We start from the raw sequence: 15,061 nt of genomic DNA on the forward strand, positions 1-15,061 counted from the left end.
CCGCGGCCGGCCGACCAGGACGTGTCACACCCTGGCTGCGCCGCCGCGGAGGTGGTCTCCTACCTGGTGGTGACGCTGCCGAGCCACAGCAGGTCGCGGGCGCGGGTCATCGCCACGAAGAGTTGGCTGCGCAGCAGTTCCGCACGCTCCCGGGCCGTCTCGGACGTCCCCGTACCGATCGCCGGACCGGCCGCCGGACCTGCCGGGGTCCCCTGCCCGGGGACCGCGTCGTACCGGGGCAGGAAGACGTTCTTGAACTCCAGGCCCTTGGCCCTGCGATAGGTGCCCAGCTTCACCGCGTCGACCGCACGGCCGTCGTAGTGCTCCAACTGGCAGACCGGGATGCCCTCCTGGGTGAGCAGGCGCTGGTAGTGGCCCAGGGTGCGCATGGACGGGCACAGCAGGGCGGTGTCGGCGCGTGCGCCGTCGGGCAGGGAGCGCAGGGCGTCCAGGAGGTCCCGGTCGTGGGCGTCCACCGTGGGCCTGGTGACGCGTACGACGTCCCCGTCGTGGTAGGTGAGGTCGACGTCGCGGCGGCCCGAGGTGCGCAACCCGTCGAGGTCCTCGAAGGCGTCGTCGGCCACGACGGCGAGCGCCGCGTCCAGGATCTGTTTGCTGTTGCGGTAGTTGGTGCGCAGCACCTGTCCGCGGTCGCCGCGGATGTCGATGCCCGCGTCGGTGAGGCGGAACCCGCCCGGGTACACGGTCTGCTGGCCGTCGCCGACGAGCAGCAGGCCGTTGGGCACGTCACCGACGAGCGCGTGCAGGAGGCGCACGCCGACCAGCGTGAGGTCCTGGACCTCGTCCACGATGACGGCCGCGTACGGAGGCCCACCGCGGCGGCGGGTCGCTTCGGCCAGGGCGAGGGAGAGGACGTCGTTGAAGTCGTGGACGCCGCGCTCGCCGCGCAGTGATTCGTACGCCTCGTACAGCTCCCACACCGACTGCCGGTGGGCCCGGTGGAGGCTCGCCCTACGCCGTCGCCTGGGGACGGTCGCGTACTCCTCGAAGCGGGTGAGGCCGCGGCCCTTGATGACGTGGTCGATCTCTTCGTGCCAGTAGGTGGGGTCCGGGTCGAGCGAGGCCAGTCGGCTCGCCCGGCCGACGTTCTTCCAGGCCAGGCTGAAGGCGGTCTCGGCCTTGTCTCCGTGCAGCCGTACGGGTACGCCCCGCTCCTGGAGGAATTCCTGTGCCCAGGAGTGGAGGCTGCGGAAGTCCACCCGGTCGGCGACGGCCGGGGCCATGGCCGTGAGGAAGGTGCTCTGTACGCGAGGCAGGTTGTTGGCGAAGGTGACGTACAGGATGCGGCCGGTGGTCCGCCTGGCCAGGTAGGCCGCGCGGTGCAGGGCGACGACCGTCTTGCCGGTGCCCGCAGGTCCGCTGATGCGGGCCGGGCCCGACCAGTTGCGGCGCACCAGTGCCACCTGATCCGGATGGAGGAAGGTCATCCACTGCTCGATCGGCGCCTCCATCGCCCCCTTCAAGGCCGCGTCACGCAGCCCTTCCAGGTCGAAGAGCCCGTCCGGGGAGCCCGGCCGGTGGGGTTCGGGCGCCGGCGGCAGTTGCTGCTCGATCGCCGACCCGGCGTAGCCCGGGAACACCCGCTCCAGGTGGTCCGCGATCGCCCGGACCGACTCGGCGCGCAGTCTGTGCCGCTGCGACAGCAGCACGGGGCCGATCTCGTGTTCCCCCAGGAGCCGGATCCGGTCGAGGCTCGCGTCGCGGCGCTGCCCGGCGAACACCATGACCGGCTGGACCGCCACCGGTGACATTCCGAGGGTGGCCACCGCGCTCTCGGCCGCCTTCGTGGCGGCGAGCAGCCCGCTCACGTGTCCCTCGACCGGCTCGCGGTCGGTCGTCACGTCGACGACGAACACCCCGCCGGGCCCCACCAGCAGCATGTCCGCGTCAGCGGTCCGGGTCCCGGACCATCGGCGGTCGACGAGCAACCGCCACCCGCGCGCGGTCAGCACCAGCAGTTGGGCGAGGACCCACCGCTCTCCCTCGGCGACCGCCTCCCATCGCAGGGCCTGCCGGCGGGCAGCCTGCCACTGCTCGCGAAGTAGCCGCTCCTGCCGCCGCGCGTCCTGCGTCCGCTGCGATACCGCCCCGCCCGTCCCCATACCGGCCCCCTCGTACGCGGAGTGACGATCATAGGGCGGAACGCAACGTGGCCGGCAGGGCGCGGCGCTGTTCCGGACGGTCGTCACCGGTGGCGAACCGGTCGAGGGTGAGCTTCTTGATCGGCTTCGGCAGCCCGGGATCCTGCTCGGCGGCGCCGGCTGTCGGTGGGTGTCGATAGGCTTCACGGATGGCACTTCCCGACGTTTCCACCGAGACCTCCGACGCTCTGCAGGTACTGCACCGTGTGTTCGGGTACAGCTCTTTCCGCGGCGAGCAGCAGGAGATCATCGAGCAGGTCGTCGGGGGCGGTGACGCCTTGGTGCTGATGCCGACAGGCGGCGGCAAGTCGCTCTGCTACCAGATCCCGGCGCTGGTCAGAGAAGGCACGGGCGTGGTGATCTCGCCGCTCATCGCGCTCATGCAGGACCAGGTGAACGCGCTGACCGCTCTCGGGGTGCGGGCCGGATTCCTCAACTCCACGCAGGACACGTACGAGCGGCAGGCCGTCGAGCAGGCGTTCCTCGCCGGCGAACTGGACCTGCTGTACCTGGCTCCCGAGCGGCTGCGGACCGAGAGCGCCCAGCGGCTGCTCGACCGGGGCAAGGTGTCCGTCTTCGCGATCGACGAGGCGCACTGCGTCGCCCAGTGGGGTCACGACTTCCGGCCCGACTACCTCGCGCTGTCCATGTTGCACGAGCGCTGGCCGAAGGTGCCGCGGATCGCGCTGACCGCGACGGCCACCGAGGCCACCCACGCCGAGATCGTGACGAGGCTCGGCCTGGAGGAGGCCCGGCACTTCGTCGCCAGCTTCGACCGGCCGAACATCCAGTACCGGATCGCCCCGAAGAACAACCCGCTCAAGCAGGTGCTGGAGCTGATCCGCGGCGAGCACGCCGGTGACGCCGGAGTCGTCTACTGCCTCTCGCGGGCCTCGGTGGAGAAGACCGCGGCCTTCCTGGTGGAGCAGGGCATCGACGCCGTGGCGTACCACGCGGGCATGGACGCCCGGGCGCGCGCGGCGAACCAGGCGAGGTTCCTGCGGGAGGACGGAGTCGTGGTGGTGGCCACGATCGCCTTCGGCATGGGCATCGACAAGCCGGACGTGCGCTTCGTGGCGCATCTCGACCTGCCGAAGTCGGTCGAGGGCTACTACCAGGAGACCGGCCGCGCCGGCCGTGACGGCGAGCCCGCCACCGCGTGGTTGGCGTACGGGCTGCAGGACGTGGTACAGCAGCGCAAGCTCATCGAGGGTTCCGACGGCGACGAGACGCACCGCCGCTCGCTGGGCATGCACCTGGACGCCATGCTCGCGCTGTGCGAGACGGTCGACTGTCGCCGGGTGCGGCTGCTGGCCTATTTCGGGCAGGTGGGCACGCCCTGCGGCAACTGCGACACGTGTCTGACGCCGGCCGAGTCCTGGGACGCGACGGTCGCCTCGCAGAAGCTGCTGTCGACGGTGTGGCGGCTGGCGAAGGAACGGCGGCAGAAGTTCGGCGCCGGCCAGATCATCGACATCCTCCAGGGCAAGAAGACGGCCAAGGTCATCCAGTTCGACCACGACGGGCTCTCGGTGTTCGGTGTCGGGGCGGACCTGGGCACCGCCGAGTGGCGAGGGGTCGTACGCCAGCTGCTGGCGCAGCGGCTGCTGGCGGTGGAGGGCGACTACGGGACGCTGGTGCTGACGGAGGACAGCGGCGAGGTCCTGGGCGGCCGCCGCAGCGTCTCGATGCGGAAGGAGAAGGCGCCCGCCGCTCCCGCACGCAAGGAGTCCGGCTCGCGTTCGGGCAAGGGCGCCCGCGTACCCGTCGACCTGCCGGCCGCGGCGGAACCGGTCTTCCTGGCCCTGCGCGCCTGGCGGGCCGAGACGGCGCGGGAGCAGGGCGTACCGGCGTACGTGGTCTTCCACGACGCCACCCTGCGGGAGATCGCGACGCGGCTGCCGGCTACGACGGAGGAGCTGGGCGGCATCGGCGGCGTGGGCGAGGCCAAGCTCGCCAAGTACGCCGAGGGGGTGCTCGCCACGCTGGCGGAGTGCGGGGCGGCGCATTCGGCCGCCGACTCGGGCGCGTCCGACCACGCCGGCGCGTCCGACCGGTCCCCGGCATCCACCGCTCCCACCGCTGGGGCGCCGTCGTCGGCCCGGCCGGAGCACCGCACGGCGGCGGGGGACGTCGAGGAGGAGCCGCCGTTCGACCTGGACGAGATGGCTCCGCCGCCCTTCGACGACGACTGGCAGTAGCCGTCGCCGCGCACCCGTGAGTTACCGATGGGTAGCCACGGGTGCGGCGGCACGGTAGCGTCGGCCGCCTGGAGGGGAGAAACATGCCTCGTACGTTCACCGTGTCCGACAGCATCGTCGTCCACGTCAGTCCCGCCGATGTCTACCGGCACGTGTCCGATCCTGCCCGCATGGGTGACTGGAGCCCGGAGAACCTCGGCGCCACCGTGCACGGAGGAGCCGGACGGACGCGCGTCGGGACGGTGTTCGACGGGCGCAACAAGCGCGGGGCCTTCCGGTGGACCACCCGGTGCACGGTGACGGCGCTCGAAGAGGACCGGCTGTTCCGGTTCCGGGTGCACGCCATCGGGGTCCGGAGCCCGCGGGTTCCCGGCTCCATCGCCACCTGGGAGTACCGCTTCGAGCCGGTCCCGGAGGGCACCCGGGTGACCGAGACGTGGACGGACGACCGCCGCTCGTGGCCGGACTTCGCGGCGAACGCCTTCGACCGGGTCGCCACACGGGGACACACCTTCGCCGATTTCCAGCGCAGGAACATCGCCACCACCCTGCGCAACCTCAAGAAAGCGATGGAACCGGCGTCCGACATGGGGTAACGGTGGGGGCCGTCAGGCTTTCGCGGGCACCCTGCCCCGCGCGGCCCCCTACCGAGGAATCCCCATGAACCACGCCGTCGAGTCCGTCGAGTCCGTCGAGTCAAAGTCCCCTCAGCCGGATTCCTTCCAACTCCTCCCCGGCGCCGCCGCGTCACCGGTGATCCTGCACGTACCGCACTCCTCGCGCGCCGTACCGGAGTCCGTACGCGGCGGGATCGTGCTCGACGACGCGGCGCTCGAGCGGGAACTGGACCACATCACCGACTCGCACACCGCGGACATCGCCGCGGCGGCCGCCGCCGGATGCGCCCTCACGCCGTGGCGGTTCGTCAACGGACTGTCCCGCCTCGTCATGGACCCCGAGCGCTTCCCCGACGAGCGCGAGGAGATGCTGGCGGTGGGCATGGGGGCGGTGTACACGCGCACCACCCACCGGGAGCGCCTGCGGGCGGACGGCTTCGACGGCAGGCCCTTGATCGAGCGCTACTTCCACCCGTACGCGCACGCGATGACACGGGCGGTGGAGGACCGGCTGGAGGCCGTCGGTCGCGCGGTGATCATCGATGTGCACTCGTACCCGACCGAGCCACTCCCGTACGAACTGCACGGCGCCGGACCGCGGCCGCCGATCTGCCTGGGCACGGACCCCTTCCATACCCCGACCGCCTTGCTCACCGCGGCCGAGAAGGCCTTCGCGGGCTTCGGCGGCACGGGGCTCGACAGCCCTTTCGCGGGCACGTACGTACCGCTGCGGCACTACGGCGAGGACCGGCGGGTCGGCGCGCTGATGGTCGAGATCCGCAGGGACACCTACATGTCCGAACCGGGCGGTCCCGCCGGACCGGGCCTCGCCGGGCTGGCGGCGGCGCTGACCGCACTCGTGGACGGCCTGCACCACTGAATTCCGCGCCGCTCGGCCTTCAGGACGGCTGGACCTGATCGAAGAGGGCGAGGGCCTCGGCGGGGTCCGGACTCACGAGGCGGTCCAGACCGGCCATCGTGATCTCCGCCCACCTGCCGGCCCGTGCCCACATCTGTTCCTCGAAGGCGCGGACGACCTCGTCCAGATCTCCCGGGCGGGTGGTGGCGATCGCCTCGGCGAGTTCGGCGCCTTCCAGCATCGCGAGGTTCGCGCCCACGCCCAACGGGGGCATCAGGTGGGCGGCGTCGCCCAGGAGCGTCAGCCCGCGGACGTGCGGCCAGGTGTGGGACGCGGGCAGGACGTAGAGGGGGCGGTGGGCGAAAGCGGCGCCGTGGTGGAGGAGGGCGAGGACGGGAGCGGCCCAGCCGTCGAACAGGGCCGACAACCTCGATCGCACGGCCTGGACGTCGGCCGGATCCAGGTCCGTGTGCCACTCCAGCGGCGCGCGGAACTGGGCGTACACCTTGACGTGACCGCCGCTGTTGCGCTGTGCGACCAGAGCTCGGTTCACCCCGTACACGGCCACAGAACCGTCGCCGATCAATCGGGCGAGGTCGGGGTGGCGGGTGTCGACGTCGTCCAGCGAGGTCTCGACCACGGTGACGCCGGTGTAGTGCGGCGTCACCGACGAGAGCGCCGCGCGGGTCCGGGACCGGGCTCCGTCCGCGCCGACGACGAGATCGAACGTCTCCTGCCGGCCGTCGGCGAGATGGACCACGACGCCGTCCCCGGTTCCCGGCACCACCTGCGTCACACCCTGCCCCCATCGGACGTGGAGAGGGCCGAGCAGCAGGTCACGGAGGTGCCCGCGGTCGATCTCGGGGTTGGCGCGGTCACCCGGGCGGGGGCGCCAATCACGCAGGACGGTCCCGTCCGTGTCCAGGATGCGCATGGCCTGCCCCTCGGGACGGGACAGCGCATGGAAATCCTCCAGCAACCCCGCCTTGTCCAGAGCGAGTTGACCCATCCCTTCGTGCAGGTCCAGTGTGCCGCCCGGGGGACGGGCATCGGGAGCCGGATCGCGTTCGAGGACGGTGACGGGGTGACCGTGGCGATGCAGGACACGGGCGAAGGTGAGGCCGGCCGGACCGCTCCCGACCACTGCGATGCGATGTCTCATGTCGATACACTGTATTTGCTCGTTACGGTGCATCGCAACGGTACGATGCCCCTGTGACTGTGTGGGACCGGCCGGAGCCGCCGACTCGACCTGTGCCGCTCGACCGCGAGCGGATCGTCGCCGCTGCCGTCGCGCTGGCCGACGAGGGCGGTCTGGAGGCCGTGTCCGTGCGCAAGGTCGCCGCCCGCCTGGACGCCGGCCCCATGCGGCTGTACCGATACATCTCCACCAAGGAGGAGTTGTTCGACCTCATGGTGGACGAGGTCCAGGCCGAGATCCTCCCCGAGGAGCAGCCCGGTGACTGGCGGGAGGCGCTGGGCGTCCTCGCCGGGCGCACCAGGCAGGCCGCTCTCCGTCATGAATGGCTGGCCGACCTGCTCGGCGGTCGCCCGGCCCTGGGTCCGAACGGCCTCGCCATGACCGAGGCCACGCTGGCCGCCCTCGACGGCCTCGCCGACGTCGACACCGTCATGCGTGCCGTGGAGACGGTCAGCGCCTACTACATCGGCGCGATCAGGCGCGAGATCACGAACCTACGGGCAGAGCGCGTCACGGGCCTGTCCAAGCACGACTGGCAGCGGGCCTCCGGCCCGCATGTGACGAGAATGCTGGCCACGGGCCGCTTCCCGGCGCTGGCCAAGGCCGTGCACGAAGGCACGGACATGGACGCCGAGGCGTCCTTCGCGACCGGCCTGGAGTGGGTCCTCGACGCCGTGGCCGTCAAGCTCACCGATCCGCCTGCGTGACGGAAGGGCTGCCGCCCGGATTCTCGGCAGCCGCGGCAGGCCTTGCCCCTAGGGGGTGGGGAGGAGGTCGGCGACGAGGGTGGCGAATTCCTCGGGGGCGATGATGCGGATGCCCAGTTCCTCGGCCTTGGTGCGCTTCGAGCCGGCCTTCTCACCCGCCACCACCAAAGTGGTGCGCTTGGACACCGACGACGACGCCTTTCCGCCGGCCCGCTCGATCAGCTCGTTCATCTCGTTCCGGGACAACTCCGCCAGGGGGCCGGTCATGGCTCCGGTCACCACGACGGCCTGTCCGGCCAGTGGCCCACCCGCCGAGGCCTCACCACCGTCGGTCGCGTCGGCCGCGTCGGTCGTGGGCCGCTGCGGCTCGGTGACCTGCGTGCCGACCTGCTGGGCCTCGAGCTTGTCGAGGAGCGGGGCGAGTTCCACGAGTTCGGCCGCGATGACGCGCGCCTTCTCGGTGCCGATGCCGTCCACCTCGGCCAGCGTGTCCGCGTCGGCGGCCCTGATCGCGGCCATCGAGCCGAAGTACGCGGCGATCCGGCGGGACATCGTGCGACCTGTGCCGCGCACGCCAAGAGCACAGAACACGCGGCTCAACACGGCCCCGCGGGCGGTCTCGACGGCGGCGAGGAGGTTGGCGGCGCTGGTCTCCCCCATCCTCTCCAGGCCGAGGAGCTGCTCGCGGGTCAGCGTGAACAGGTCGGCGATGTCCTTGACCAGACCGGCCTCCACCAGCTGGATCGCCCGCGTGCCCCCGAGACCTTCGATGTCGAGCTGGTCCCGGCCGGCCGCGTAGATCACCGAGGCCACCGCCTGACAGCTCCGGCCTCGTACGCACCGCCACCGCTGCTCGGAGGTGTCGATCGCGTCGCCACAGCGCGGGCACGCCTCGGGGAAGACGATCGGGCTCTCGGCGCCGGTGCGCTGGTCGACCAGCGGGGCCTCGACCCTGGGGATCACGTCGCCGGCCCGGTACACGAACACCTGGTCGCCGATCATGAGCCCGCGGCGGGTGATGTCGGACGGGTTGTGGAGCGTGGCGTAGGTGACCGTGACCCCGTCGATGACCACGGGCTCCAGGACGGCGCGCGGGGCGATGATCCCGGTCCGGCCGACGTTCCACTCCACCGCCAGCAGGCGCGTCACCTTGTGTTCGGCCGCCAGCTTCCGGGCCACCGCCCATCTCGGGGCGCGCGAGCCGTTGCCGGCCTGGCGCTGGTCCTCGGCCGAGTCGGCCTTGACGACGACGCCGTCGATCCCGAACGGCAGGTCTGTGCGCAGGCCGGCGATCACGTCGATGCGTTCCTGCACCTGCTCCACGGTCTCGTATCGCATCGGGGCGGCGGCCGTGGTCGCGGCGGTGTTCGCGCCGAGCGCGGCCAGGTTCTCCAGCAGAGCGACGTGGCCGAGGTCGTCCAGGCCGATCGCGCTGTAGGCGAAGAAGGTCAACTCGATCCGGTAGGGGCGGTCCTTGGCCCGCAGGGTGCCGGCCGCGCCGCTGCGCGGGTGCGCGAAGGGGGTGGCCTCGTGGGCGAGCCGGATCCGGTTGGCCTCCTCGAACTGCGCGGTCGTCAGCAGCACCTCGCCGCGCAACTCGACGTCGATCGGCTCGGTGAGGACCGGGGGCAGACCGAGGACGGCGTCGGCGGCGTGGGTGATGTCCTCACCGGCCGAGCCGTCACCGCGGGTGAGGACCTGGACGAGCCGGCCACCGCGGTACCGGGCGGCCACCGCGAGACCGTCGAGCTTGGGCTCCACGCACCACCCGGCCACAGGGTGCCCGAGACGCCGCTCCAGCCCTGCAGCCCACTCGGCGAGCTCGTCGGCGTCGAAGACGTTGTCGAGGGAGAGCATCGGCACCGAATGCGGCACGTCCCCCTGAACGGCCCCGCCCGCCACCTTCCCGATCGGGGACTCGGCGAGCGCCTCGTCCGGGTGGGCCTCCTCGTAGGCCGCGATGGCGCGCAGCAGCCCGTCGTACTCGTCGTCGCCGAGCGGGGTGGTCCCGTCGCCGTAGTAGGCGGCCGACGCCGCCAGGGCGGTGGTCACGGCCTCCACGTAGGCGGCGGGAGAGAGCAGGGCACTGTTTTCGGTCATGGAGGTCATCATGCTGCCCGGCACCGACAACGCCCCCGACCGACCCCGCCTCGCCCCGACACATCATCGAGCCGCACATCGTGACCTGCGCGGATGCCGCTCGTTCCGACATGTGGCCCGATTCCTGCCGGCCGGCCTCGAGGGGCTATCGTCCCCCGGTCACGGACGGCGATCGGACCGTCCGTCCAACCCGAAGGAACCGACATGACCGATCTGGACCAGCTGCGGGCAAGCCTTGCGTCGGGTGAACACGAGTTCGCCGACACCTTGGCCTTCGTCACCGGGCATTACGCGTACCAGCCGCAGGCGTTCCGCAACGGGGAACTGGAGAACGCCGCGGGTACGAACGAGGGCTCCTGCAAGACGCTGGGACTGGCACTGCTGGAAGGACTGAGCGACCAGGAAGCGCTGCAGGCGTTCGGGGAGCACTACCGCAGCGTGCTGGCCACGCCGAACGACACCGATCACGGCAACATCCGCAACCTCATGACCCACGGTCTGGCAGGGGTGAGCTTCGCCGGGCAGCCGCTGACGCGCAGGAGCTGAACGACGGCGGCCGGCGGCGCCCCGTCGGCCGCGAGCGGCGGCCGGCCTCAGGTCGGCTTGCGCCACACGGAGATGTGCTTCGCGGAGTCCTGGGTGAACGGGGTCCCGTCCCAGTCCGCGACGCGACGTTCCCGTTCGAGGCCGGCGATCCGTGCCATCAGATCGAGCTCGGCCGGCCAGGCGTACCGGTGCCGGGAGTTGTCGCGGCGGTAGCGGTCGTCGGCGCCGTCGCGGGTGAAGTGGTGCGAGACGAGGACCTGTTCCACCAGGTCGAAGGTGTCGATGCCGAGATGCTGCTCGGAGACGTCGAACGGCACCCCGACCTGACCGGGCGGCAGGAACCGCAGCGGTGGCACGCCGAGCTCGATGACGAATCGGCCGCCGGGCTCCAGATGGCGTGCGGCGTTACGGAAGCACTCGACCTGTTCGTCCTGCGTGAGCAGGTTCGTGATGGTGTTGTAGACGAGATAGACCAGGGTGAATCCGCCGGGGACGGCGGTGGTGGCCATGTCCCCGATGGTGACCGGGAGCGTGCTCTCGTCGACCTTGCGGCGCAGCACCGCCGCCATGTGCTCGGACAGCTCGATGCCCACCACCGGCACGCCGCGTTCCCGGAGCGGGACGCCCACGCGGCCGGTCCCGATGGCGAACTCCAGGGCCCGGCCGTCTCCGGCGAGTTCGGCGAGGAAGGCGAGGGTCGGTTCGAGAACGGCGGCCGAGGACGCTTCGCTCTCCTCGGCGTCGTAGCGGTCGGCGGTCGCCCGGGTCCACAGTTCACTGCTCGTCACGGACGGCCACTCTGCCGGGTGCCGAGGAACGCTGTCGAGGCATTTACGTTCCCCTCGGCGCGGGAGTTCTCGTGCGGCCGCGCGCACCGGGCGTGACCGGGCCATGACGGCACGCGTCCTACGAAAACCTGCACATCGCGTTCGCGAACTCGACAACCGACCTCCCCGGTAGGGCGATACGCCGGATATGTCGTGCCGTTTTGGTGACGCTTCGGCCCGGTTCGCTCCATGTAAGCAACGTGTCGGTCGTATCTGTTACTCGATTCTGTGAAGAAGTCGCCACTATTCGGTGAATCAAGCTGCACGTCCGTCGACAGAGGTACCCGTCCACCCGTGACGGGAAGTCAACGGGATTGGGTCGCGCGCCCGTTCGCGTGCTTTCATCTTGCTCATCGCAGCAGTCCGGAACGGCGACCGAGTTTCGCGTCACCGACCGCACGGCGATGAATTCCTCCCCCCAATGAAAGGTGCGCGCCATGCGTAACGACATCGAGACCCGTGAGATCGACGACACCGAGCTGGACGCCGTTTCCGGCGGCATCATCAGCGTGAACGGTGGCCTGGTCGGCGCCGTGACCAGCGATGTCAACAACGTCGTGGGCCTCGTGGGCTCCCTCGGCACCGTTCAGACCGCGACGGGCATCGTCTCCCACGTCCCCGGTCTCGTCACGGGCATCACCGGTGTTTCGGTGAACGCCGGTCGCGCCGGTCTCTGATCGGGAATTGCCAGTGAACCCCGGAGCATCCCCCACGGCTCCGGGGTTCACGGCCGTCCGTATGTGTACCCGGCTATACCTGTGCAGTTGAAGGAACAGTCCGTGCAGTTTCGCCAAAAGGCTCTTTCCAAGCTGCAATCGCCCGAGGAATTCGACCTGCCCGTTCGCTTCGCACGCCCGCAGGGTCGACTGGTCCTGGCCGTCACGGTCGCCGTCATCGTGGCAGCGACCTACTGGGCCTGCACCGGCACCGTGTCGTCCAAGCTGAGCGCGTCCGGCATCCTCACCCGCGCCGAGGGCAGTTACGTGCTCCAGACGCCGATCGCGGGACAGGTGACCGGGGTCCTCGCCGAGGAGGGCCAGGTGCTCGCCGCCGGTGCGCCCGTGCTCAACGTCCGTACCGAGCAGGGGGAACGACCGGTGCGCCTGGTGACCGGCGGCCGGCTGACGACACTGGTGGCCAAGGTGGGTTCGGTCATCGCCATGGGCGGCGACGTGGCCACCGTGGAGCGCGTGGAGGATCCGAAGGACCCGCTGGTGGCCGTGCTGTACGTGCCCGGCGGCAGCGGCTCGGCGATCGCCGTGGGCGCCGCGGTCGACCTGAGCGTCCAGTCCGTCCCGCAGCAGCGGTTCGGCATGCTGCGCGGGCGCGTCACGGCCGTCGGCCGTGCCCCCCTGACGCGGGCGCAGATCGGCGGCTTCCTCGCCGACGACACGCTCGCCGAACAGTTCTCCCGCCACGGCAGCCCGGTGGCGGTGGTCGTACGCCTCGAACCGTCCGCCTCCACCCCGTCCGGCTACCGGTGGTCCTCCGCGGACGGGCCCCCGTACGCCGTCGACTCGAGGACGCCGGTCACCGGCGCCGTCCACCTCCCGGCGCAGCGCCCCGTCGACTGGCTGCTGCCGTGACCGCCCCGCAGCTGCCTGCCGCCGGGCGGCGGCGCCACCGCCCCGAGCCGAAGGGCGGTTCCCGCCGCAGGCCCGCGCCCGCGCCCGTACCCAGGGGCCGGATCCCCCGCCCCGTACGCACCCCCACCGTGCTCCAGATGGAGGCGGTGGAGTGCGGCGCCGCCGCCTTGGCCATGGTGCTAGGCCACCACCGCCGCTTCGTCCCGCTCGAAGAACTGCGCATCGCGTGCGGCGTCTCCCGCGACGGCTCCCGCGCCGGGAATCTCCTCAAGGCCGCCCGAGGGTACGGGTTGACGGCCAAGGGCATGCAGATGAGCCTGGCGGCGCTCACCGAGGTGAGCGGCCCGGCCATCCTCTTCTGGGAGTTCAACCACTACGTCGTCTACGAGGGCACGGCCCGGCGGCTCGGCCGCAGGGGGGTGTACGTCAACGACCCGGCCAAGGGTCGCCGGTTCGTCCCCATGGACGAGTTCGACACCAGCTTCACCGGGGTCGTCCTGGTCTTCGAGCCCGGTGACGGGTTCCGCCGCGGTGGCCGTAGGCCCGGCGTCCTGGGGGCCGTGCCGGCCCGGCTGCGGGGCACTTCGGGCACCATGGCCGCCGCCGTGGTCGCCAGCCTCCTGCTGGTCGCCGTCGGCGTGACGGTGCCGGCCCTGAGCCGTACGTACATCGACATGTTCCTCATCGGCGAGCAGACGTCCCTGCTGGGGGTGCTGTTCGCCGCGATGACGGTGGCCCTCGTCCTCACCGCCACCCTCACCGCGTTGTTGCAGGCCAACCTGCTGCGCGGGCGGATCATCTCGTCGACGCTGAGCAGCGCCCGATTCTTCCGGCACCTGCTGAGGCTTCCGGTCACCTTCTATTCGCAGCGCAATCCGGCCGATCTCGTCCAGCGTCTGCAGTCCAACGACGCGGTGGCCGAGACCCTCGCCCGGGACCTGTCCGCCGCCGCCGTGGACGCCGTGGTGGTCGTGCTGTACGCGGTGCTGCTGTGGACGTACGATCCGCAGCTCACCCTGGTCGGGGTGGCCGTGGCGCTGCTCAACGTCGTCGCGCTGCGGATCGCGATCCGGCTGCGGGCCACCGGTACCCAGAAGCTGCGTGCCGAGAGCGCCCGGCTGACCAACACCGCGTACAGCGGTCTCCAGCTCATCGAGACGATGAAGGCGACGGGCGGTGAGAACGGCTTCTTCCGCCGTTGGGCCGGGCAGCACGCGGTCACCCTCGACGTACAGCAGCGGCTCGGCGTGCCCAGCGCGTGGCTGGCGATCGTCGCGCCCACCCTCGCGGCGTTCAACAGCGCGCTGATCCTGACGATCGGCGGCCTGCGGGCGGTGGAGGGCCATCTCACCGTGGGCCTGCTCGTCGCCTTCCAGGCCCTGGTGACCAGCTTCACCGCCCCGATCTCCCGGCTGGGCGGCGTCGCGGGCAGGATCCAGGACTTCGCGGCCGACATCGCCCGGCTGGAGGACGTCGAGAACTTTCCGGTCGACCGCGTCTACTCACGGCGCGAGCCCGCTGCCTCCACCCGACGCCTCAAGGGCCATGTGGAGCTGGACCGCGTCACCTTCGGCTACAACCCGCTGGACGCCCCCCTGCTGCGGGACTTCTCGCTCACGGTCGGACCGGGACAGCAGGTCGCGCTCGTCGGAGGCTCCGGCAGCGGCAAGTCCACCGTCTCCCGGCTGGTCTCCGGCCTCCACGCCCCGTGGGCCGGAGCCATCCGCATCGACGGGATGCGACTGGAGGACATCCCGCGCGGCGCGCTGGCCGCTTCCGTCTCCTTCGTCGACCAGGACGTCTTCCTCTTCGAGGGAACGGTCCGCGACAACGTCACCCTGTGGGACCCCTCCATCACGGACGAGGCCGTCGTCGCCGCCCTCCAGGACGCCGCCGTGCACGAGGTGGTGGCCCGCCGACCCGGAGGTATCCACAGTCGCGTCGAGCAGGACGGTCGCAACTTCTCCGGCGGCCAGCGCCAGCGTCTGGAGATCGCGCGGGCGCTGGTGCGCCGGCCCAGCGTCATGGTGCTCGACGAGGTGACCAGCGCCCTGGACGCGGTGACGGAGCAGATCATCATCGACAACCTGCGCCGCCGCGGCTGCGCCTGTGTGGTCATCGCCCACCGGCTGAGCACGGTGCGCGACAGCGACGAGATCGTCGTGCTCGACCGGGGCACGGTCGTGGAGCGCGGACGGCACGATCAGCTGGTCGCCGCGCAGGGCCCGTACGCCGCACTGGTCAAGGAGCACTGA

The 15,061-nt window shown here is 71.2% G+C and carries 12 protein-coding genes; 8 read left to right on the plus strand and 4 right to left on the minus strand.

Going from position 1 to position 15,061, the window contains the following annotated elements:
* Window positions 1–59 precede the first annotated feature (59 nt).
* Window positions 60–2,123, minus strand: coding sequence for a nuclease-related domain-containing DEAD/DEAH box helicase (locus BCL76_RS14435; RefSeq protein WP_109779871.1), 2,064 nt, complete (start codon window positions 2,121–2,123; stop codon window positions 60–62).
* 188 nt (window positions 2,124–2,311) lie between these two features.
* Here BCL76_RS14435 and recQ point away from each other — a divergent pair, with 188 nt between their 5' ends.
* The 3 genes from recQ (at window position 2,312) to BCL76_RS14450 (ending at window position 5,860) form a co-directional block, all read left to right on the plus strand.
* Window positions 2,312–4,363, plus strand: a complete 2,052-nt coding sequence (gene recQ, locus BCL76_RS14440) for a DNA helicase RecQ (protein ID WP_109779872.1) — start codon at window positions 2,312–2,314, stop codon at window positions 4,361–4,363.
* An 83-nt stretch (window positions 4,364–4,446) separates the two neighbouring features.
* The gene (locus tag BCL76_RS14445) at window positions 4,447–4,959 is read left to right on the plus strand and encodes an SRPBCC family protein (RefSeq protein ID WP_109779873.1); all 513 of its coding nucleotides are present in this window, start codon (window positions 4,447–4,449) and stop codon (window positions 4,957–4,959) included.
* A 64-nt stretch (window positions 4,960–5,023) separates the two neighbouring features.
* Complete coding sequence (locus BCL76_RS14450; RefSeq protein WP_109779874.1) at window positions 5,024–5,860, plus strand: N-formylglutamate amidohydrolase; 837 nt, start codon at window positions 5,024–5,026, stop codon at window positions 5,858–5,860.
* Between the two features lie 19 nt (window positions 5,861–5,879).
* On the opposite strand, the gene BCL76_RS14455 is transcribed toward BCL76_RS14450, so the two are convergent.
* On the minus strand, window positions 5,880–7,001 hold the full coding sequence (locus tag BCL76_RS14455; protein WP_109779875.1) for an FAD-dependent oxidoreductase: 1,122 nt from the start codon (window positions 6,999–7,001) through the stop codon (window positions 5,880–5,882).
* Window positions 7,002–7,054: 53 nt separating this feature from the next.
* On the opposite strand from BCL76_RS14455, the gene BCL76_RS14460 reads away from it, so the two are divergent.
* Window positions 7,055–7,747, plus strand: a complete 693-nt coding sequence (locus tag BCL76_RS14460; protein WP_109779876.1) for a TetR/AcrR family transcriptional regulator — start codon at window positions 7,055–7,057, stop codon at window positions 7,745–7,747.
* A 48-nt stretch (window positions 7,748–7,795) separates the two neighbouring features.
* Here the strand turns inward: BCL76_RS14460 and ligA are convergent, their stop codons facing one another.
* On the minus strand, window positions 7,796–9,856 hold the full coding sequence (ligA, locus tag BCL76_RS14465) for an NAD-dependent DNA ligase LigA (RefSeq protein WP_109779951.1): 2,061 nt from the start codon (window positions 9,854–9,856) through the stop codon (window positions 7,796–7,798).
* Window positions 9,857–10,051: 195 nt separating this feature from the next.
* Between ligA and BCL76_RS14470 the strand changes: the two genes are divergently transcribed.
* Window positions 10,052–10,393: a HopJ type III effector protein gene (locus tag BCL76_RS14470; RefSeq protein ID WP_109779877.1), complete on the plus strand. Its 342-nt coding sequence runs from the start codon at window positions 10,052–10,054 to the stop codon at window positions 10,391–10,393.
* A gap of 47 nt (window positions 10,394–10,440) precedes the next feature.
* Here the strand turns inward: BCL76_RS14470 and BCL76_RS14475 are convergent, their stop codons facing one another.
* Window positions 10,441–11,181, minus strand: coding sequence for a class I SAM-dependent DNA methyltransferase (locus tag BCL76_RS14475; protein ID WP_109779878.1), 741 nt, complete (start codon window positions 11,179–11,181; stop codon window positions 10,441–10,443).
* A gap of 476 nt (window positions 11,182–11,657) precedes the next feature.
* Between BCL76_RS14475 and BCL76_RS14480 the strand changes: the two genes are divergently transcribed.
* The 3 genes from BCL76_RS14480 (at window position 11,658) to BCL76_RS14490 (ending at window position 15,061) form a co-directional block, all read left to right on the plus strand.
* Window positions 11,658–11,897 carry a hypothetical protein gene (locus BCL76_RS14480; RefSeq protein WP_030759859.1) on the plus strand — a complete coding sequence of 80 codons (240 nt, stop codon included), beginning with the start codon at window positions 11,658–11,660 and terminating at the stop codon, window positions 11,895–11,897.
* Window positions 11,898–11,999: 102 nt separating this feature from the next.
* Window positions 12,000–12,806: a hypothetical protein gene (locus BCL76_RS14485; RefSeq protein ID WP_109779879.1), complete on the plus strand. Its 807-nt coding sequence runs from the start codon at window positions 12,000–12,002 to the stop codon at window positions 12,804–12,806.
* Complete coding sequence (locus tag BCL76_RS14490; protein ID WP_109779880.1) at window positions 12,803–15,061, plus strand: NHLP family bacteriocin export ABC transporter peptidase/permease/ATPase subunit; 2,259 nt, start codon at window positions 12,803–12,805, stop codon at window positions 15,059–15,061. Before BCL76_RS14485 ends, BCL76_RS14490 begins: the two co-directional genes overlap by 4 nt.

It is taken from the genome of Streptomyces sp. CG 926 (assembly GCF_003148825.1).
GTDB lineage: Bacteria > Actinomycetota > Actinomycetes > Streptomycetales > Streptomycetaceae > Streptomyces.

Coding starts and splice junctions, on each gene's coding strand:
- BCL76_RS14435 (WP_109779871.1), bottom strand. CDS start 2,123: ATGGGGACGGGCGGGGCGGTATCGCAGCGGACGCAGGACGCGCGGCGG.
- recQ (WP_109779872.1), top strand. CDS start 2,312: ATGGCACTTCCCGACGTTTCCACCGAGACCTCCGACGCTCTGCAGGTA.
- BCL76_RS14445 (WP_109779873.1), top strand. CDS start 4,447: ATGCCTCGTACGTTCACCGTGTCCGACAGCATCGTCGTCCACGTCAGT.
- BCL76_RS14450 (WP_109779874.1), top strand. CDS start 5,024: ATGAACCACGCCGTCGAGTCCGTCGAGTCCGTCGAGTCAAAGTCCCCT.
- BCL76_RS14455 (WP_109779875.1), bottom strand. CDS start 7,001: ATGAGACATCGCATCGCAGTGGTCGGGAGCGGTCCGGCCGGCCTCACC.
- ligA (WP_109779951.1), bottom strand. CDS start 9,856: ATGACCTCCATGACCGAAAACAGTGCCCTGCTCTCTCCCGCCGCCTAC.
- BCL76_RS14470 (WP_109779877.1), top strand. CDS start 10,052: ATGACCGATCTGGACCAGCTGCGGGCAAGCCTTGCGTCGGGTGAACAC.
- BCL76_RS14480 (WP_030759859.1), top strand. CDS start 11,658: ATGCGTAACGACATCGAGACCCGTGAGATCGACGACACCGAGCTGGAC.